We start from the raw sequence: 19,073 nt of genomic DNA on the forward strand, positions 1-19,073 counted from the left end.
CCCTCCGTACCGTCCTTTCCTGCTCCCGCCATGTTCGAGTCAATCGAAGCCGCTCCCGTCGACCCCATCCTTGGCCTCACCGACGCCTACAAGGCGGAGACGCGGCCCGGCAAGATCAACCTCGGGGTGGGCGTCTACCAGGACGAGGACGGTGTCACCCCGGTCCTGCCGTCGGTGGTCGAGGCGACCCGGCGGGTCACCGCCAGCGAGAAGACCAAATCCTACCTCCCGATCCCCGGCGCCCCCGAGTACGGCGCCGCGGTTCAGCTCTTGATGCTTGGCGGCGGGCACGAGGTCTTGATCTCCGACCGGGCGAGCACGTCGCACACCCCCGGCGGGACGGGCGCCCTGCGGGTCGTCGGCGATTTTCTGAAGCAGAACCTGCCCGGCGCCACGCTTTGGATGACCGACCCGACCTGGGCCAACCATCCGGCGATCTTCGCCGCGGCGGGCGTCAAGACGGGCGTGCTGCCGTACTTCGACGCCGCGGCCAACGGCCTGGCGTTCGAAGCGTTCCTCACCGCCCTCAAAAAGCTGCCCGCCGGCGACGCCGTCTTGCTGCATGGCTGCTGCCATAACCCGACGGGAATCGACCCAACGCTGGAGCAGTGGCGCCAGATCGCCGCGGTGCTGGCCGATCGTGGCGTGCTGCCGGTGCTCGACTTCGCCTACCAAGGGTTTGGCGATGGCGTCGAAGAGGACGCGGCCGGGCTGCGTGAGTTCTGTACCCCCGGCGCCGAGTTGATCATCTGCAGCTCGTTCTCGAAGAATTTTGGCCTGTACCGCGAGCGCGTCGGCGCTGTGACGTTCGTCTCGCAGGACGCCGAACGCCGCGCGGTCGTGCAGAGCCAAGTGAATCGCGTCATCCGCACGATCTACTCGAACCCGCCGGCGCACGGCGCCGCGCTGGTGACGACGATCCTCGCCGACGCCGACCTCAAGAAGCAGTGGCTCGGCGAACTGGAGCACATGCGCAACCGCATCAATGGCATGCGGACGCTGCTGGTGGAGAAACTGGCAGAGCACGGCGCTGCGGGGGACTACTCGTTCATCCAGCAGCAACGCGGCATGTTCTCGTTTAGCGGTCTGACGAAGGAGCAGGTCGCCAAGCTCCGCGAAAACGACGCGATCTACCTGGTCGGCTCGGGCCGCATCAACGTCGCCGGCATCACGCCGACGAACGTCGACGCCCTGGCGAAGGCGATCGTCGCGGTCCTCTGAAGAAAAAGCGCTAGCGCGCGTCACCCCCTCCCTTTCAGGGAGGGGGTAGGGGAGGGTCGGGGCGATCAGGACAAGAGAACGCTCCTGTGCTGAACGGTGTAACCCTCCCCTAACCCCTCCCTTTCAGGGAGGGGAAAAGTCTTGAGCCGTCGGCGCTAGCCGCGGGCGAACCCGCCGGTGGAGTCGATTACCTACTCCGGCACAGCCATCCAGAACCCTCCGTCGTAGCCTCTTGTCTGTTCTCGCAAGTACATCGCAGGGACAAGCACTTCCTCGTCGTCGGGGGCTCCGTTGCGGAAACGGAGCCCGCCTCCCTCCTTATGGGTGGCGAGCCCCTCCTCGGGGGTTGCAAGCTGCATGCCGCCGCACCACAGCAGGGGCGTCCCAGGCGCCAAGGCGGAGTCGGACGCCCAGCGTTCGTAGTGCTCCGCGATCGGCAGCTGGAATCCTCCCGCCGCCCAGCCGAAGTACTGGTTGCTGTACGGATCGCGCAGTTCTTTGTCAGCAAGGTAGTCGGGCGAAAGCAACTCAAGGCGATCGGGGTACGCGTCGTGATCGAGTCGGTAAGCGATCAAGGCGAGCCGCACGCGCTCGGCGCGCCGCCAGGCGACGCCCGCCAGCCACTCATGCAGATTTTGCGGCAGCAGCCATTCAGAAATGAAACTTCCTGACGCGAGATAGCTTGTCCGGGCGTCGGAGAGTTGATGGAGACGGTCGAGATAGCTTCCCATTCGATTCTGAGCCTGATAACGCAAGCTCGCGACGAGTTGGGCGTCGTCGATCCGGAACTGTTTCCAAATGTAGTTGGACGATGGCGTGGCCAGCGCATGCACCCCTTCGGCTAGATACGCGGCTTCGTAGGCCGCGGCGAGGTCGAGCGCTTTCATCGCTCTTTGCTGCTCGGCCGATAGAAACTCGTGGAACAGAAAAGCGACCCATTGCACGCCCGACGGGACGGCGTCCTTCTTGCCTTTGAAATCGGGCGTCGCTTCGCCGTTGAGCACTGCTTTGGCTTGGAAGTACTCGTTCATCAACGGACCGAGAGGTCCCGCGAGCATCCCCTCGGCTTCACGCAGGCCTTGGATGGCGGTGAGAATCCGTTGTGATGACTGACCTTCGGTGGTCGCCCAGCCAATAAAATCATCAGCCAGGTAGGTGGGATTCGCGTCATGCCAGTACCTTTCACCGTTTAGCTGCTGGGCGGCGACGCGGCGGCATGCCAACAGCCGCTCAAGCCGTCCAACAAGATCGGTGGGCGGGCCGGTCAGAACGATGGCTTGCAACGCCCCGTCCCGGGCATGGGTTCCGGCTAGCAGCCGGCACTTGATGTGGCTGAGCCGCAAGAACTCTTCGAACGCCTCGTCGTCCAACAGTCCGTCGGTTGGCTGAGGCTCTAGCAGGGCGGCGAATTCAAACTCCTTTTCTTCTAGCACTTCGTCCTTGAGAGCTAAGACAGCGGTAAAGGCATCCGCTTCGAGCCGCTGGTAGGCGTCGGTGACTTCGCGGCCTCGCCTCAGTTCTTCTTGTGCTTTGTTGGCGAGTTGTTCAAAGGGGATACACTCCTTGCCTTCCTGCCGGATCCACGGCGGCTTTCCAGCGACTTGGGCAAGCCGTACCCCGGGCGTTGCCCACGCCACCAACGCGACCGGCGCGACGAGGGCCGCCAACGGCGCCCCCCACCGCCACAGGCCGCGGCGGTCGAACATCCAGGCGCGGACCCGCAACAGCGACGCCAAGAGGGCCCCGACGCCGATCGGCAGCGTGAACGCCAGCGGCGGCAGCCGCCACGCCCAGACCGTCATTGCCCAGCCCGCCACCAGCACCGCAGCGATTAGCGCGAGCATCGCGGCGAGCACGTCGCTGCGGAGGGTGAGCGAGCAGAACTGGCCGACGGCGTAAGCCACAAAGGCTGCCGACGCCGACAAAAGTAGCGTCCGTTTGATGTCGTAGTAGGCCATCGTGGTTCGCAGCGCCGTGGCGCTCGCCGTGCCCTCGGGCCACTCGTCGATGGCGTACGGCAAGATGAAGGAGGCCAACCACCAAGTCGATGCCAGCAGGATCGCCAGCAACGCCGCCAGCATCGCTAGGCCCACCGTGTTGCGGGCAAGCCACAGCATCGACGGGCGGCCGGCGTGCTCGGCGAGGAAGCGGTAGGCGTCGCGGCGCTGGTCCGCACGGAAAACGACCGCTCCCAACAGGGCCGGCGCGAAGAGGGCGCTGAAACCGATCAAGAACTGCAGGCCATATTGGTTCTCAACCAGGCCACCCGCCATGAGCACGCACATGCCCGTGAGGAACGCCCCGAGCAACGTGGCGACGATCGCCATCGCCCACGACTGCCGCAATGTCTGCCAGATGAGGCGGCCGAAGAGTCCTAGCGGCAGGCGTTGAAGAAGCGGCTTTTTCTCTTCGCGATCCACCACAGTGCGGGTGCGCTCGCTACCGTGGCGGAGTGACAACGGGGCGGGCCAACGCGATGCGAGTCCATTGGCGACAACGGCCGCCGCTGCTACGAGAGCGAGGCGTGCGTAGGTCGCTTCGATAAAGGCTTCGATCCGATAGCCGTAGGCGTTGGGGTTACTGATCTGGATCGCCAGCTGGCTGCTCGCCGACGCCGCGGCGATGCCGAGCACCGCCGCCACGAGGGGGTTGGGGCAGAGGAGCGAAGCGATAAGCCCCCAGACGAAAGCCTCGGCAAGCAGCAGCGAGCCTTGTTGCGTCAGCAGCGAGAGATCGTTGGAGGTAGGCGCTGTTTCGGCCAACAACCAGGCGACGAGCAGCATCGCGATCGTCGTCGCTGCCGTGACGGCGATCGCCGCTGCGGTCTTGCCCAAGCCCGTGGCCAAGGCGTTCCGGGGCAGCAGCCGGAGCAGCTCGACGGTTCCCTCCTCCTTCTCGACCGAGAAGAGCGTCACCGCCGCGGCGACCGCCAGCACCGCTCCGCCGCCAATCGCGATCACAGCGAGCAGCCCATCGAGATTCACCCGGCTGGACGCAAAGGTCTTGACGAACAGCATGGTCAGGACAGCGATGATCACCACCCCGACAGCAAGCCCCAAGAGCCGGCGACACTCCTTCCAGAAGAAACGCTTCGCGAGCCGTAGAGTGGCGGGCGGCGTGTAGAGAGTGGCAGGCATGCGTCGCCTCAGGAAAGGCTTGGGAATGGTTGAGCGTGTAGTGATCGTTGTGGGAGGCGTCTCCCGACGCCGATGACGCGCAACCTGACGAGTCCGGCTAAGAGACCGAAATCGGCGTCGGGAGATGCCTCCCACAGACAAGATCCGTGATTCAACTAACGGGCAGCGGTTGCCGCTCGGCGGACTCGCCGGGTGACTCGGTGTCGCTCGACTGTAGGTAGGCGACGAACAACTCCTCGAGCGACGGTGTGCGGGTGTCGACCGCGACCACCGCGTCGTTCTCGCCGAGCGCCGCCAAGGCCTCGGGGTCGGCGACATCCCGCAGCATGACTTGCCACTGCTTGCCCCGCCGGCGACTCACCACCACGCGTCCCGGCAGGTGGGGCAGGGCGGCGCCGCTGCCGTGCATCGTGACGGTCGCCTCGATCGAGGTGCGTTTCAATTCGTCGAGTTTCTCACACGCCAGCATGCGGCCTTCGCGGAAGATCGCGACCCGGTCGGCGACCCGCTCGACCTCGCCGATGAGATGGCTGCAGAGCAGCACCGTGCGCCCCTCGGAGGCGATTTCGACCATGCTTTCGAGGAACTCACGCCGGACAAGCGTGTCGAGCCCCGAGGTCGGCTCGTCGAGGATCAGCAGCTCGGGCTCGTGACCCATCGCCAGGGCGAGCGCGACCTTCGCCCGCATCCCCTTGGACATCTGCTTGATCTTCCGTCGGAGCGGCACGCGGTAGAAGTCGAGCAGGTTGCGGTAGTGTTGTTCGAACCCGTCGGGATAAAAGCCGGCGGTGAACCAGCCGATCTCGGCGGCCGTCATCCATTCGTACAGCGTGGGCCGTTCGGGGACGTACCCGATCCGCTGGCGGATCGCGTCGCCATCGGTCTTGCTCGACAGGCCGAGCACCGAGAGGCTGCCGGCGTTGGGCGTCTCGAGCCCCAAGAGCATTTTGACGAGCGTCGTCTTGCCGGCGCCGTTCTCTCCCAGCAGGGCGAAGACGCTGCTCCGTGGCACGGCGAGCGACACGTCGTCGACCGCCGTGTGGGCGCCGAAGCGCTTGGTGACCCCTTCGATCTGTATCGCCGCGTTCACAGGAAGTCTCCGCTGGGGGAACGGTACGGTGTTCTAACGAGAAGTTGGGGCGAGCCGGTCGAGCTCCGCCTGGACAAGCGTGCGGGCCTCATCGGGCGACAGGCCCGCGTCGAGCGTCTCACGCAGCATGGCGCGGACGCGGTCACGCAACAGCGTGCGCCGCTGCGTCTGGCACGCCCGTCTGGCGCCCGAGCAAACGACCAGGCCGATCCCGGGCGACGATTCGACGACGCCTTGCGTCTGCAGCTCGCGGTAGGCGCGGGCGACGGTGTTCGGATTGACCGCGATCTCCTTGGCGAGCTCGCGGACGCTCGGCACGAGGTCGCCGGTCGCCAGCACGCCATCGGCGACGGCAAAGGCGACCTGCCGGGCGATCTGGTCGTAGACCGGGACGCCGTTCGCGGTGTTGACTTGGACAAACACGGCCGACTCCCGGCGGTGGTGTGGCGAGGCGAACTAGTGTTCTACCACGGTAGTACACCAAGGGCGGGCGCGATGTCAAGCGAATCGCGAAGCGATTTGTGGGAGGGGTCTCCCGACCCCGATCACGGTATCCATTCCGAAACGGCATGGTGCGCGTAATCGGGGTCGGGAGACCCCTCCCACAATAGAGTCTTACCAGCGACGCGTTCTTAACCGAGCCAGCACCAAGACTGCAGCCGTGGCGACTGTCGATGGTTCCGGCACACTCACGGCGGCTGCCGACACGTTGTCGCGCCAGACGGTGTAGTCGGCCGCATCGACGATGCCGTCCCCGTTGCCATCGGCGGCGAGCGCCGGTCCCGTATCGCGGTAAGCGGCGGTCCAGAGGGCGAGGTCGCCGCCATCGACGTCGCCGTCAAGGTCGTAGTCGCCCGGCAAAGCAAACTCGAACGTCACCTCAGCCGGCGTGTAACCCGGCAGCGGCTCGCCAGTCGTCGTGTCGCCCAGGTAGACCCGGTAGCGAGCCCAGTGGGCCGTCACGGCGAAATCGGTTGCTGCGTAGATGTTGTGGGACATCCGTCCGCTCCATTTCCACCGTTCCGGCGAGCCATTGGCGCCGAACAGCGGCGCGTAGCCGTTGGCGTCGACCGGGGCCTGGTACACCTCCAGTCCAAGGGAAGAATCGAGCTCCTCGACCCAGATCGCCGATCCGGACGGAAGGTTGATGAAGCCGCCCGCGTTCCAGCCATACTGGGAGTTGTAGCCTTTGCCGGAGAGCATCGCGTACGGCGCCGCCGGGTCGAACTCGTCCCCCTCCAGCAGCGGGCGCAGCCGCGGCATTGGGACCGATTCGTCGATGTGAACCAGCACCGCGTGCGACTGGAGAGTCACGTCGGCGTGCTTCATGGCGCCGGTCGCGCCGGGCGAGCCGCCGCCGAGCTGGGGCGACACGTAGGCCGCCCCGGCCGAAGCCGGGGCGACCAACAATGCGATTGCTAAGACGCTACGCACGATGACCTCCGCTGTAGAACGTCGCGGCGGCCAGGGCGATGAGGCCAAGCAGGGCGCTGGCCGGCTCAGGGACGGGGGTCGCCACAAAGCGGAACGTCGTCATCGCCGAGCCGTACAGTGGCGCGCCGAGTGAATCGGTTGGTTCGACCCCGGTTACCGCATCCGCCAGGTAGACACGGTAGGTTGCCTCGTAATCAACTTGTGTGGGATTCACGACGGCGTAGGCGTTGTGTGTCATCCGCCCACTCCACATCCACGGCTCGCCGTTGGTGAAGATCGGGTCGTAGGACATCTCGTCGAAACTCATCCCGCTGGTGACCCAGCTACGGTCATAGACCATCAGGCCAGGCGTCGCGGAGACAGGTTCGATCGCGACGGCCAAGCCCGCAGGGGGAGACCAGATCGAGCCTGGATTCCAGCCGTACTGAAAGTTGTAGGCCGACCCTTCGAGGACCGACCAAGCGGCGGTTGGATCGAACGAGTCGCCCTGGGCGAGTTCACGCAGCGCCGGCGTTGCGACCGAGTCGTCGATATGGACCGACAGCATGGCGCCATCGAAGTCGATGTTGGCGTGCTTCATGCCCGCCTCCATCATCGTGACTTGCGCGCCGCCCATCTGTGGCATGACGGTCGCGCCTGACGCGCAAGTTGCGAGAGTCATGGAAAGTAAAGTCAGTGTGTACTTCATTGGTAGCTATTTCAGTGGTTAGGGGTGTGCGGCGAGGCCTTTTGGACCCGCCGTGGCTTTGATGTAGCGAATCGACCTAGGGCTCCGCGGCCGTGCCGGGGTTCCAACGGTCAATCTCTTCGTCCAGGTTGAAGGTCGACTCGAACGCGGCGGTCGTGGCGTGGCCATCGACCCACAGGTAGTTGCTCACGCCGGTGTGCCGGTCGGGGGCGATTTCGGGTTCGCCCCCGGTGAGCCAGAAGTGGGCCATCAGGTGGTCCTGTTCCCCATCGACCTCGGCGAAGAGAACCGTCCGGCCGGTGGCCGGTACCGTCCTCAGTCGCTGGTAGGTCGGACCTTTCTCTTTCCACGGCAGGCCGAGCGCGAACTGGGTCTCGTAAGGCTCCAGTTCAAACCAGACGTTTTTGCCATAGCTCCAGGCTGGGTAACCGCTCCGGATGTCGTCGGGGCAGCGGTAGACGCTGTCGATAAGGCCGGTCGGGTAGTCGTCGCGGTTGGGGTTGAAGGCCGGGTCGAGTGTGGCCGCAAGTGACCACGCCCACGGCGCCACGCCCACGGCGTTGGCCGAGTGCGAGCTGCGTGGAAACTGGCCGTCGTGCGTATCGAGGTGCAATTGCACCGCGAGACCGATCTCACGCAACTGATGCAGGCACTGGGTTCGTCGGGCAACGCCACGGGCGGCTTGGACGGCTGGCAATAGCAGCGCGACCAAGATCCCGATCACCGCAATGACGACCAGCAACTCAACCAGTGTGAGACCGACTCGCCCCGGCTGCGTGCGCAGCATGGGCGTGTTCCTCGGGTAAGGAAACGAGCAGGAAAGAAAGCCTCACGCCAACCGTCGAGGCGGTGGGGAGGCGGGCTCCGGTGTCCAAGAGCGCCAGAGGGGCGCAGGACCTTCGACGGCGTAGACCGTCGGGGTATCGACCACTAGCTGTGGCCCGGTGACAAGCGGCGCTTGGCCAAAAGCGAACCACACATCGGCGATTCCTTGGCACGCCATTGCCTTTATCAGGGCGACGCCTGGCTGCGAAGGTTTCTTCGTTTGGGCCGTGTCATTCGAGGACGCTGGGGCCTTCGCTTGGCAGCAAGCCCGCGCCTTGCGGCAACAAGGGGGGAGTTTTTCATCCTCGGCGGGCATTGGCAGCCGCACGACGTAGCGCGCACCGGCCCGCCATTCGCGGATGTCGAGCCCGGCCCGCTGGGCGTCGTCGAGGGCGGACTCCGGAGGGCGGACCCCCTCGCGCCGGGCCCACGCCAGCCGTTCGGGCAGCGTGTGACAGCAGCAGGCGCCCCAGCAGTGCTCGGCCGTGCCGCAGCCGCAGGGGCAAGCCTCGCAGGGGAACCGTTGGCCTTCGGCTACCGCGGGCCGTGCCCAGGCCGTCGTCCACGCTAGCGGCAACGGCGCACCGCTCGCGACGACGAGCGAATAGAGGGCGAGCAGGGCGGCGATAGTCCGGCGGCGAAGCATAGGCCGCAGAGTCTACTCGTTCGTCGATCGGAGTCCCACCGCGACGAACCGTCACGCACTTCTGGCGATCCGTCGTGACGCCGCGGGCCGATCGGCCGTAGAATTGCGGAGCAACCCCGAATTCATCCGCCGAGCCCCGTCCCGTATGCCCCGTCCGCCGTCGCCCCGTGAAGAGGCTCGACCGAAGCGGCGCTGGCTGCTGTGGGGGCTGCTGATCGTGGGATTGCTAGCGGTGGCGGGGCCGACCCTGCTGAGTTTCACGCCGATCCCGCTGTCACTGATCGCCGGGGCGGTGCCGGCCGACGCGGGGCGGTTGGGCGCCCGCTCGACGAGCCTCTCGTGGATCGGGCCGGTTGCGGTGACGGGGATCGAACTCAGCGACCCGCAGGGGGCGGTCGTCTTCTCCGCCGATCGGGTCGAGCTCGCCGGCGGGCTCCTCGGTCTGCTGGGGGGCAAGTCGGCGCCGCTCAACGTGCGGGTCGAGAACGCCCGCGCCGACCTCGTCGTCACGCCGACAGGCACCAACTTCGACCCGCTGCTGCGCGCGCTCGAGGCGAAACGAGCCGAGGCCGCGACGCCGGATCCCGCGAACCCCGAGGCCGCCGCTGCGGGCGTGCAGCGCCCCCTCAATATCCAAGTTGTGAACGCCGCGGCGCGCGTCACCGATGGCGTCACCGGCGCGCAGTGGCTCGTCGAGGAGGTGAACGTCAACCTCGTCGACCCCGCGCTCGGCGTCGACTCGATCGAGCTCACCGCCGCCGGCAAGCTCTCCGCCGTCACGGCGCCCGGCGCGCCCGCGCCGCCACGTGGGGAGTTCAGTGTCCGCCTCGGCGAAGCAGCCGAAGGGGGACGCCTCGCGCGGGTGCAGGCAACCGCGGCGCCGCTGTCACTCGTCGAGCCGTATCTCAAGCGTATTGACCCTACAGCCGCGATCACCGGTTGGGCCAGCATCGAAGGGGACGCCGCCTGGACCCCGCGTCCTGGCGCGACCCCCAGCAGTTCCCGTCCCGCCGACATCTTGCGTTCGCTCGCGGCGGGGGGCGTCCGCTCGACCGGGGCCGCCCAGCTGACCGACGTCGTCTTCCGCGGCGCGGCGACCGAAGGAGGCCCGATCCGACTCGCGTCGATCAACGGCCCTTGGCGACTCGCCGCCCAGGGAGATGGCGTCGCGATCCAGCAACTCGATCTAACGAGCGAAGTCGGCAGCCTCGCCCTCGTCGGCGCCGTGACGGCGGCCGAGGCCGAGCGCTGGGCCGCCGGCGTCCCCGTTGCGCCGCGCGATCTCCGGGCGGCGATGCGGATCGACCTCGAACGCCTCGCCGCCGTGGCGCCGCAACTCGTTCGTCTGCAGCAAGACGCCCGCGTCGATTCAGGCCGCGTCGAAGCGACCGTCGTTGCGAAGGACGGGCGCGTCGCCGCGGCTTTGGCGACCGGCCCGCTGGCGGGCGTCGCCGGCGGACGCCGTGTCGAATGGCGCGAGCCGCTCGATGTCCGCGTCGCCGCGAGACAGAACGCACCCACCGCCGGCGTCGCCGGCTGGGCGCTCGAGTCGTTCAAGGCGGCCTCCACTTTCTTCCAGGCCGAGGCGGCGGGCGACGCGGCCCGTCTGGAGGGCCAAGCCAAGTTCGACCTCGACCAATTGGCGCGGGAGCTGGCGCCGCTGGTCGACCTGGGCGAGACGCGTCTCGCCGGCAAAGGCAACGCCCGCTTCACGATCGACCGTGACGAGGCGGCCCGCCGCTGGCGCCTCGATAGCCGCGGCGCCGTGGAGGGGCTCTACGTCGGCGCCGCCGACGCGCCACTCGCCCGCGAACCAAACCTCAACTTCGTGGCGAAGCTCGCCGGATCGCTCGACACGCTGAGCGCCACGCCGGTCGGCAACATTGACCTGACGGCCGGTGACGATGTGCTTGCCGTGGCGCTCACGGACGCGGCCGGCGCCGCCGCCAAACCGTTCGAGCTGCGGCTGTCGGGCGACGCGGCGCGTTGGCTCCGTCGGGCGGCGGTCGCCTCGCCAAGCCTGCCGTCTCCGGAGCAGATCGGGCTGACAGGGACGGTCGAACTCTCGGGCGCGGGGTCGGCAGGCGCCGATGGGGGCGTCATCGACCGCTTCAACCTGGCGCTCACAGGTCTGGGGATCGACACGGCGACCCTCGCCGGGCCGCGCGTGCGATTCGGCAACGAACGGGTTGAGGCCAGCGGCGTCGCCGCTTGGAACAACCGGACCCGTGAGGTCAAGATTGCAGCGGGCAAGGTCATCACCAGCGTCGCCTCGGCGAACTTCCGTGACGTGCTGGTGTCGCTCGCCGACCCGGCCGCGTCGCGTGGCGAGTCGGCATACCGGGTCGACTTAACGCGGCTCGACGCCTGGCTTCCGCCCCGCGGCGGCCCGGCCCGCTACGCGGCTAGCGGCTTGGTGGAAGGAACCGCCCGGCTGCGGGGCGTTCCCGAGGGGCTGCAAATCGTCCTCAAAGCGGGCGCCCAACGGTTGATGTTGGTGGATCGAACGCCGACCCCCCCCGGGACCGGTTCCAACAATTCGACGGGACCCAAGACAATCTGGTCCGAGCCACAGCTGACGCTCGACGCCGACGCGATGGTCACGACGATCGCCGCGCCAAACGGCCAGCCACCAACCTACGCGCTGAACATCCGCGACGCCCGCGTGCAATCGGAGTCGATCAGCGGCTCGTTTGGCGGGCAGATCGCCGACGTCGCGGCCCTACGCGGTGTCGAGATGGGGGGGGGCGTCGACTACGACCTCGAGAAGATCACGCCGATGCTCTGGCCGCAGCTCGGTGACGGCGTGCGGCTGGTAGGACGCGATCGGGCGACCTTCCACATCGCGACGGACGAGACAGCGCCGGCGGGAGCGGCCCCGATCGGGCGGCTCAGCGCCCGCGTCGAGGCGCCGTGGCAGAGCGCCGACTTGTTCGGTCTGCCGGTCGGCGCGGGGCGACTTGCGGCGACGCTCCAGCGGGGGGTCGTCCAGGTCGATCCGCTCGACATCGCAATCGGCGGCGGCCGCCTGACCGCCACGGCCGCCGCGACGCTCGACCCACCCCCCTCTGCCTTGTCGCTGCAGCCAGGCCCGCTGGTGTCGAAAGTCGCGATGTCGCAGGAGGTGACCGAGCGCGTGCTGAAGTTCATCGCCCCGGTGCTGGCGGACGCGACGCGCATCGAGGGGCAGTTTTCGATGTCGCTGCGCGAGTTCGCCGTGCCGCTGGCCCCGCCCGCCGGCAGCCCACCGCAGGGACGCGCGGCGGGGGTGCTCGACATCCACCAAGTGCGGGTGATGCCCGGCCCGGCGGTGGCTGAATGGGTGGGGGCTGTCAAGCAGATCGCCGGCATGGCGCGCGACGGAGTCTCGGCGGTCGCCCAGCCGGGGGACTCGGTCTTGGTGGCGATCGACAACACGCCGGTCGAATTCGAGATGGTCAATGGCCGGGTCTACCACCGCGGCTTGCAGTTCTACGTCGGCGACGCCTTGGTGCAGTCGGCCGGTTCGGTTGGCGTCGATGAGTCGCTCGACCTCGTGCTCTCGGTGCCGATCCTCGACACGTGGATCGACCGCCGCCCGAAGTACCTCGGCGGCTTGCGCGGCCAAGTGCTGAAGATTCCGGTGCAGGGGACAATGTCACGGCCGAAGATCAACCGCGACGCTTTCACCCAGATGTCGAGCCAACTGATCGAGAGCGCCGCGGCCGGCGCGATCGAAGGGGGGCTCAACAAGCTGTTTGAGAAGTTGCAAGGACGTTGATGGATAAGGGTACTGACAGCCTCGATGGCCATCGATGTCGCCTTCTATCGAAGCGGGGAGCAAACGGTGTGCTCCCTGGGTTCGTGTTCGCCCTATTCCTCACGGCCACGGCCCATGCCGAATGGCCCACGCCGCGTCCGCTTGATGAAGGCCGGCTCGCCGTGGCCGGGCTGCGGGTGGTTGAGTCGCGGCACGCAACGCTCGTCACCGACGCTGCGAGCTCGGCGGAGATCGACAACCTGCCGCGGCTGATCGACCTCGCGGCGCCGCAGTGGGGCGAACGCTTTGGCGTCGAAGAGGATCGCCTCAACACTTGGCGGCTCCGCGTCTACCTGATTGACGAAGAAGCCAAGTTCCGAGCGCTCGGCCTATGGCCCGACAAGAGTGGCGATTTTCAGCACGGGCTGTCGCTTGGCTACGAGGTGTGGGTCCGGCAGCAGGCGACCGACTACTACCGCCGTCATCTCTTGTTGCATGAGGCGACGCACAGCTTCATGGCGACGCTGCTCGGCTCGTGCGGCCCCGGCTGGTACATGGAGGGGATGGCGGAGCTGTGTGGCACGCACGCTTGGGACCCGGCGACGCGGAAGCTTCGCCTCGCCGTGATTCCCGCCTCGCGCGACGCGGCGCCCGACTGGGGGCGGATCGGGCTGGTGCGGCAGGATGCCGACGCCGGCAAGGCGCTCTCGATCGAGGCCGTCATGCGGATCGACAACCGCATGGTGCTGTCGACCGAGTCGTACGCCTGGGTCTGGGCCCTCGACGGCTTTCTCGACCACCACCCGGCTTACCAAGAACGGTTCCGCAAAGCGCCCGGCTGGGTGACGAGCGACGAGTTCGACCAAAGCTTCCGCAGCGTGTTCGCGAAGGACCGCCGCCGGCTCGACCAAGAGTGGCGGTTGTTCACAAAGACGCTCGACTACGGCCACGACCTCAAGCGCGAAGCGATCGACTTCCGCGGTGGCGCCCCCCTAGCCGCCGGCGGAAGCCGGCGGGTGAAGATCGCCGCCGACCGCGGCTGGCAATCAGCGGGCGTCGCGGTCAAAGCGGGCGAGCCGATCCACATCTCGGCTACCGGCCGCTACGTCATCGGCCACGAGCCGGACGGCGCACCCTGGCCCTGTGAGCCGAACGGGATCACGCTCGACTACCACGCCGGCCGGCCGCTTGGCGAGCTGCTAGCGACCGTCGACGCCGGCCCGGGCGCGTTCATCGAGCCAACCCCGATCGGCCTCGCCGCCGATTACACCCCCCCCGCGGCCGGGACGCTCTACCTGCGGGTGAATGACGCCCCGGACGCTCTGGCGGAGAATGAAGGGGAAGTGACTGCGGTCGTTACGGCCAGGTGATTGAAACCAGCCCCTTTTGCAGGAGGCGTCTCCGACGCCGATGACGCGCACCATGCCGCATTGGCCAGGATGCCGTCGTCGGCGTCGGAGTCGGCCTCCTTCAAGTCGGTGGGGGCTGGGTTCTCGACAATCGCCACCTGATCGCCGAGACTAAGGGCCTCCGGTGAGGCAGCGGTCGCCGCTTGCGGTTAGCTGTGCGACGCCCCCCCGGAAGAACCCGTGAGAGACGCATGAACTTCATTCAAGAGAACGACCCGGCCGTCTGGAACGCCATCTCCGCCGAGATCGAGCGGCAGCAAGACGGCCTGGAGATGATCGCCAGCGAGAACTACACCAGCGCCGCGGTCCAGCAGGCGGTCGGCAGCGTGCTCACCAACAAGTACGCCGAGGGCTACCCCGGCCGGCGTTACTATGGCGGCTGTGAGCACGTCGACGTGGTGGAGGACCTGGCCCGCGACCGCGCGAAGGAGCTGTTCGGCGCCGCCCTTAATGGAGATATCTACGCCAACGTCCAGCCGCACAGTGGTTCGCAAGCCAACGCGGCGGTCTACCTGGCCTTCGTTCAGCCGGGCGACACGATCCTGGGCCTTGACCTGGCGCACGGCGGGCACCTGACGCACGGCATGAAGCTCAACATGTCGGGCATGCTTTACAACTGCACGTCGTATGGCGTGCGGAAGGAAGACTGCCGGATCGACTTCGATCAGGTCGCCAAGCAGGCCCGCGAGCACAAGCCGAAGCTGATCATCGCCGGCGCCAGCGCCTACTCGCGCGAGATCCCGCACGGCAAGTTCCGTGAGATCGCCGACGAGGTCGGGGCGACGCTGTGGGTCGATATGGCCCACTACGCGGGCCTCGTGGCGGCGAAAGAGCACGATGACCCAGTAGCGGTTGCGGACGTGGTGACGACGACCACGCACAAAACGCTCCGCGGCCCGCGCGCGGGCCTAATCCTGTCGAAGAAAGAGCACGCCAAGGTGCTCAACAGCCGCGTCTTCCCGGGCGTGCAGGGCGGGCCGCTGATGCACGTCGTGGCGGGCAAGGCGATCTGCTTCGGCGAGGCCCTCAAGCCGTCGTTCAAGCAGTACATCCAGCAAGTCAAACAGAACGCCAAGGTGCTGGCGGAGACTCTCGTCGAAGGGGGCCTCAAGGTCGTTTCCGGCGGGACGGATAACCACCTGATGCTGCTCGACGTGACGCCGCTTGGCATCGGCGGTAAAACGGCCGAAGACGTCCTCGGCGCGTGCGGCGTCACGGTCAATATGAATATGATCCCGTTCGACGAGCGGAAGCCGATGGACCCATCGGGCATCCGTGTCGGGACGCCGGCGCTGACGACCCGCGGCATGGGCGTCGCCGAGATGCGCACCATCGGCGCCTGGATGCTGGAGTCGCTGAAGAACCCCACCGACGCCGCCGCCCACGAGCGGGTCCGCGGGCAGGTGCGTGAGCTCTGCAGCGGGTTCCCCGTGCCGGCGGCCGAGTTGAATGCGGAGCTTGAAGCGGTCGCCGGATAAGCCATGGTGAGTTGAACGGCGGGACACGGAGCTGAGGACAGCTCGGCTCGCTGTTATTTCCCCCCCCCTCGTTCCCCGTCCCTAACCCCTCGCCCCTCTCCGATGGCCCACCGCGTTCTGATCGCTGATGACAACGAGCCGAACGTCGAGCTGCTCGAGGCGTACCTCGTTGGGTTGGACGTCGAGGTGGCGGTCGCCGTCGACGGGCAGGACACGCTCGACAAGGTCGCCGAGTTCAAGCCCCACGTGCTGCTCTTGGACGTGATGATGCCCAAGCTGAGCGGCTTTGAGGTCTGCCAGCGGCTGAAGGGCGACCCGGCAACCAGCGGCGTCATGGTCCTGATGGTCACCGCCCTCAACGAGTTGGGTGACATCGAGCGCGCCGTCGACGCCGGGACCGACGACTTCCTGTCGAAGCCTGTCAACAAGATCGAATTGGTCAAGCGCGTTGAGAATATGTTGAAGCTGTCGACCGTAACCGACGAGGTCGAGCGGCTCCGGCGCTACATTGAAGAGATGGAGCGACGCGAAGCGTAACGCGTCCCCCACGGCTTGGGGCGTCTCACGAAAGGAACTTCCATGCGTCTGTTGCGGGCGACGCCCCTGCTGGCCCTCGGTCTCTTGGTGGGGACTCTCTCTTCACAAGTCGCCGCCGCCCCGGGCGAGGCGGAAGTCGCCGAGCTTATCGAGCAGCTCGGGCACCCGCTCTATGAAGAGCGTCTCGACGCGCAGCGGCGGCTGACCGCTCGCGGGCTCGAAGCGTTCGACGCGTTGCGCGACGCCCAGGACGACCCCGACCCGGAGGTCGCGGACGCGAGCCGCCGACTGCTGGCGGACCTGACGTCCCATTGGGCCCGCCGCAGCGATCCGCCGCAGGTCCGTCAATGGCTGGCGGCGTACAACACCGGCCTCGCGGGCCGCGAGCTTGATGTCATCGAGGCGCTCGCTTCGATGGAGGGCGTCGACGCGATCCCCGCCTTGGCGAGGATCGCCCGCTTCGAGCCCTCCGACCTAGCCGCCCGCGAGGCGGCCCGCGCCCTGCTAGTGGCGCCCGAGTTCGGCGTCGACGCCCGGCGCCAGAACGCCGTGAGCGAAGCCGTACGCAGCCTGATCGACGAGTATGGACCCGGCCGCCGACCTGCGTCGGATTGGATCGCCCTCGCGGCGGAGGAAGCTGCTGGAAGCGATCCGCCGCCCGCCGCCTGGCGTCGCCACGCCGAGTCGCAGCGGGCGCTGCTCGACACCGGGTCCGAAGAAACGAGCGAAGAGATCGTCGCGACGCTCGGCTGGCGTTGGTTGCGGTCGGCTCTGTTGAGCGGCGCCGAGGCCGACGCCGCGGCCGCCGCCGAGCTGCTGGTGACGTTTGACGAGGACGAAGCGGCCGGCCGTCTCGCACGGGCTATCCGCTGGGCGGCCGAGGCGGGGCGGTGGTCGGTCGTCGATCAGTTGACGACCACTTACGCCGATCGGCTGCTAGGCAAGCAGGGGCTGTACGTGCTCGCCGATGCGGCCCTGCGACGCGGCGATCAAGACGCGGCCGACCGCCTCGCGGCCGAAGCCCTCGCCGCCCCTCCGAGCGACACCGACACCTCGGTCGAGGACGTGCTGCTCGGGCCGCGTGTGCTGGTCGCCCGTCAACTCTACGAAGCGGGCCGCACCGAGTGGGCGATTGCCGAGTACCGAGCGGCGGCCCAATCCGACGACCCGCTCGACGGCCGAGCCGCCGTTGCGGCGTGGCGGCTAGCGAACCTGCTGTTCGACGCCGAACGGTACGAAGAGGCCGCCGCGGCGCTCCAGCCAATTGCCGCCGCGATCGAGCGGTCGCGGCCGTCGCGCGACGAGTATGACAACCTGCCACAAGAGGACCGACAGTTGCTGCCCGGCTCCGGCCAACTCCTCGCCCGGCAACGGTTCTCCGCCGCTTTGGCTTACCGACAGGTCGGCGACCGTGAGGAAGAGATGAAGGCGCTACGACGGGCGATCAGCGCCGACCCGCGCGACGCCGACGTGCTGATCGCGATGCACCGCGTCCAAGACGCTCCCCCCGAGTTTGTCGAGAAAGCAAAGCAACTGATCGACGCCCGCCGCCGTGACTACGAACGCGACGTCTGGGAAGACCCCGACGAGGCGGACGGCTACAACCAGTGGGCGTGGCTTGTGAGCAACACCTACGGCGACTTCGACAAGGCGGTGCGTTACTCGCGACGGTCGCTGGAGATCGAGCCCGAGACCGCCGGCTACCTCGACACGCTGGGGCGTTGCCTCTTCTCCGCGGGACGCGTTGAAGAAGCCATCGAGGTCCAGCGCCGCGCGGTCGAACTCGAGCCACGGATGCTCGTGCTGCAGCGTCAGCTTGCCGAGTTCGAATTCACGTTAGCGACAAAAGAGGGGGGAGAGTGACTGCGAAGCTTGAGATCGGCGGCGCCCGAATCGCGTTTGAAGACACCGGCTCGCCCCGCAGCGGGGCGGCAACGTTGTTGCTTGTCCATGGGTTTCCGCTTTCGCACGCGATGTGGCGACGGCAGATCGAAAGCCTGGCAGGCGAGTGCCGTGTCGTCGCGCCCGACCTTCGGGGATACGGCGACACGCCGCTCGGCGACTGGCCCGTGGAGGGAGAACCGCCACGGCTAGATCGCTACGCCGAGGACCTGGCGGCCTTGATCGAGCACCTGAAGTCGGACGGGCCGGTGGTGCTGGTCGGCTTCTCGATGGGGGGCTACATCGCGTTGGCGATGGAGCGGAATCACGCGGCGGCGTACGACGCCCTGGTGCTGATGGACACCCGCGCCGCGGCCGATGACGAAACGGCCCGCGCGACGCGGCATAAGATGGCCGACAACGTCGGCGAGTGGGGCGCCGGCCGCGTGGCGGAGCTGATGCGCCCAAAACTCTTCGCCAACGAAACGCCCGAGGCGATTGTCCAAGAGACCGTCGCCTTGATCGCCGCAACCGACCCGGCGGCGATCGCCGCGTCGCAACGGGCGATGGCGGCCCGGCCCGACTCGACGCCGCTGTTGGCCTCGATCACCAAGCCGACGCTGGTCGTGGTGGGCGAGCACGACGCGCTCAGCCCGCCGGCCGAAATGCGCCAAATCGCCGACGCTATTCCGAGCGCGAGGTTTGTCGAGATCGCTGGCGCCGGGCACATGGCCCCGGTCGAACGGCCAGAGGCCGTGAACGCCGCGCTGGCGGAGTTCGCACAATCGCTATAAACGGCGAGCCGGGCGACGTCAGTCCCCGGAGGAACCCGGGTACCCGCTGCCCTCCTGGGACTGACGTCGCCCGGCTCTCTGGCGGCTGGTTGGCAGGATTGTTTGCCAGGCCCGCTGTCCCGGCGCATACTGCTGGAACGTCCTTTCACCCTTTCTGCAGCACCTTCCGCTCCGCCTCGTGAACTGAACGGCCC

14 protein-coding genes are annotated in these 19,073 nt (G+C 67.5%); 7 read left to right on the top strand and 7 right to left on the bottom strand.

All coding sequences use genetic code 11. The features are described from left to right. The first annotated feature begins 30 nt into the window (after positions 1-30). A complete protein-coding gene (locus Pla108_RS12870; RefSeq protein WP_146445358.1) occupies positions 31-1,221 on the top strand; it encodes an amino acid aminotransferase in 1,191 nt (396 codons plus the stop codon). Between the two features lie 191 nt (positions 1,222-1,412). Here the strand turns inward: Pla108_RS12870 and Pla108_RS12875 are convergent, their stop codons facing one another. The 7 genes from Pla108_RS12875 to Pla108_RS12905 all read right to left on the bottom strand — a co-directional run bounded on the left by Pla108_RS12875 (position 1,413) and on the right by Pla108_RS12905 (position 9,041). After that, positions 1,413-4,358: a hypothetical protein gene (locus tag Pla108_RS12875; protein WP_146445359.1), complete on the bottom strand. Its 2,946-nt coding sequence runs from the start codon at positions 4,356-4,358 to the stop codon at positions 1,413-1,415. A 151-nt stretch (positions 4,359-4,509) separates the two neighbouring features. Next, positions 4,510-5,448, bottom strand: coding sequence for an ABC transporter ATP-binding protein (locus Pla108_RS12880; protein ID WP_146445360.1), 939 nt, complete (start codon positions 5,446-5,448; stop codon positions 4,510-4,512). A 33-nt stretch (positions 5,449-5,481) separates the two neighbouring features. Further along, entirely contained in the window at positions 5,482-5,871 is a 390-nt protein-coding gene (locus tag Pla108_RS12885; protein WP_146445361.1) for a GntR family transcriptional regulator, read from the bottom strand. Between the two features lie 192 nt (positions 5,872-6,063). Next, positions 6,064-6,882 carry a hypothetical protein gene (locus Pla108_RS12890; protein WP_146445362.1) on the bottom strand — a complete coding sequence of 273 codons (819 nt, stop codon included), beginning with the start codon at positions 6,880-6,882 and terminating at the stop codon, positions 6,064-6,066. After that, complete coding sequence (locus tag Pla108_RS12895; protein ID WP_146445363.1) at positions 6,875-7,543, bottom strand: hypothetical protein; 669 nt, start codon at positions 7,541-7,543, stop codon at positions 6,875-6,877. Before Pla108_RS12895 ends, Pla108_RS12890 begins: the two co-directional genes overlap by 8 nt. A 103-nt stretch (positions 7,544-7,646) precedes the next feature. Continuing rightward, a complete protein-coding gene (locus Pla108_RS21635; protein ID WP_146445364.1) occupies positions 7,647-8,357 on the bottom strand; it encodes a DUF1559 family PulG-like putative transporter in 711 nt (236 codons plus the stop codon). 42 nt (positions 8,358-8,399) lie between these two features. Beyond that, entirely contained in the window at positions 8,400-9,041 is a 642-nt protein-coding gene (locus Pla108_RS12905) for a hypothetical protein (protein WP_146445365.1), read from the bottom strand. 145 nt (positions 9,042-9,186) lie between these two features. On the opposite strand from Pla108_RS12905, the gene Pla108_RS12910 reads away from it, so the two are divergent. The 6 genes from Pla108_RS12910 (at position 9,187) to Pla108_RS12935 (ending at position 18,879) form a co-directional block, all read left to right on the top strand. After that, positions 9,187-12,801: a hypothetical protein gene (locus Pla108_RS12910; protein WP_146445366.1), complete on the top strand. Its 3,615-nt coding sequence runs from the start codon at positions 9,187-9,189 to the stop codon at positions 12,799-12,801. A 68-nt stretch (positions 12,802-12,869) separates the two neighbouring features. Next, entirely contained in the window at positions 12,870-14,150 is a 1,281-nt protein-coding gene (locus tag Pla108_RS12915) for a hypothetical protein (protein ID WP_146445367.1), read from the top strand. Between the two features lie 230 nt (positions 14,151-14,380). After that, on the top strand, positions 14,381-15,667 hold the full coding sequence (locus Pla108_RS12920) for a serine hydroxymethyltransferase (protein WP_146445368.1): 1,287 nt from the start codon (positions 14,381-14,383) through the stop codon (positions 15,665-15,667). 102 nt (positions 15,668-15,769) lie between these two features. Continuing rightward, a complete protein-coding gene (locus tag Pla108_RS12925; RefSeq protein ID WP_146445369.1) occupies positions 15,770-16,204 on the top strand; it encodes a response regulator in 435 nt (144 codons plus the stop codon). Positions 16,205-16,246: 42 nt separating this feature from the next. Further along, positions 16,247-18,067 carry a hypothetical protein gene (locus tag Pla108_RS12930; protein ID WP_146445370.1) on the top strand — a complete coding sequence of 607 codons (1,821 nt, stop codon included), beginning with the start codon at positions 16,247-16,249 and terminating at the stop codon, positions 18,065-18,067. Continuing rightward, complete coding sequence (locus Pla108_RS12935; RefSeq protein ID WP_146445371.1) at positions 18,064-18,879, top strand: alpha/beta fold hydrolase; 816 nt, start codon at positions 18,064-18,066, stop codon at positions 18,877-18,879. Before Pla108_RS12930 ends, Pla108_RS12935 begins: the two co-directional genes overlap by 4 nt. Positions 18,880-19,073 lie beyond the last annotated feature (194 nt).

It is taken from the genome of Botrimarina colliarenosi (genome assembly GCF_007859955.1).
In the GTDB taxonomy this organism is placed as follows: domain Bacteria; phylum Planctomycetota; class Planctomycetia; order Pirellulales; family Lacipirellulaceae; genus Botrimarina; species Botrimarina colliarenosi.

Coding starts and splice junctions, on each gene's coding strand:
- Pla108_RS12870 (WP_146445358.1), top strand. CDS start 31: ATGTTCGAGTCAATCGAAGCCGCTCCCGTCGACCCCATCCTTGGCCTC.
- Pla108_RS12875 (WP_146445359.1), bottom strand. CDS start 4,358: ATGCCTGCCACTCTCTACACGCCGCCCGCCACTCTACGGCTCGCGAAG.
- Pla108_RS12895 (WP_146445363.1), bottom strand. CDS start 7,543: ATGACTCTCGCAACTTGCGCGTCAGGCGCGACCGTCATGCCACAGATG.
- Pla108_RS21635 (WP_146445364.1), bottom strand. CDS start 8,357: ATGCTGCGCACGCAGCCGGGGCGAGTCGGTCTCACACTGGTTGAGTTG.
- Pla108_RS12905 (WP_146445365.1), bottom strand. CDS start 9,041: ATGCTTCGCCGCCGGACTATCGCCGCCCTGCTCGCCCTCTATTCGCTC.
- Pla108_RS12910 (WP_146445366.1), top strand. CDS start 9,187: ATGCCCCGTCCGCCGTCGCCCCGTGAAGAGGCTCGACCGAAGCGGCGC.
- Pla108_RS12920 (WP_146445368.1), top strand. CDS start 14,381: ATGAACTTCATTCAAGAGAACGACCCGGCCGTCTGGAACGCCATCTCC.
- Pla108_RS12925 (WP_146445369.1), top strand. CDS start 15,770: ATGGCCCACCGCGTTCTGATCGCTGATGACAACGAGCCGAACGTCGAG.
- Pla108_RS12930 (WP_146445370.1), top strand. CDS start 16,247: ATGCGTCTGTTGCGGGCGACGCCCCTGCTGGCCCTCGGTCTCTTGGTG.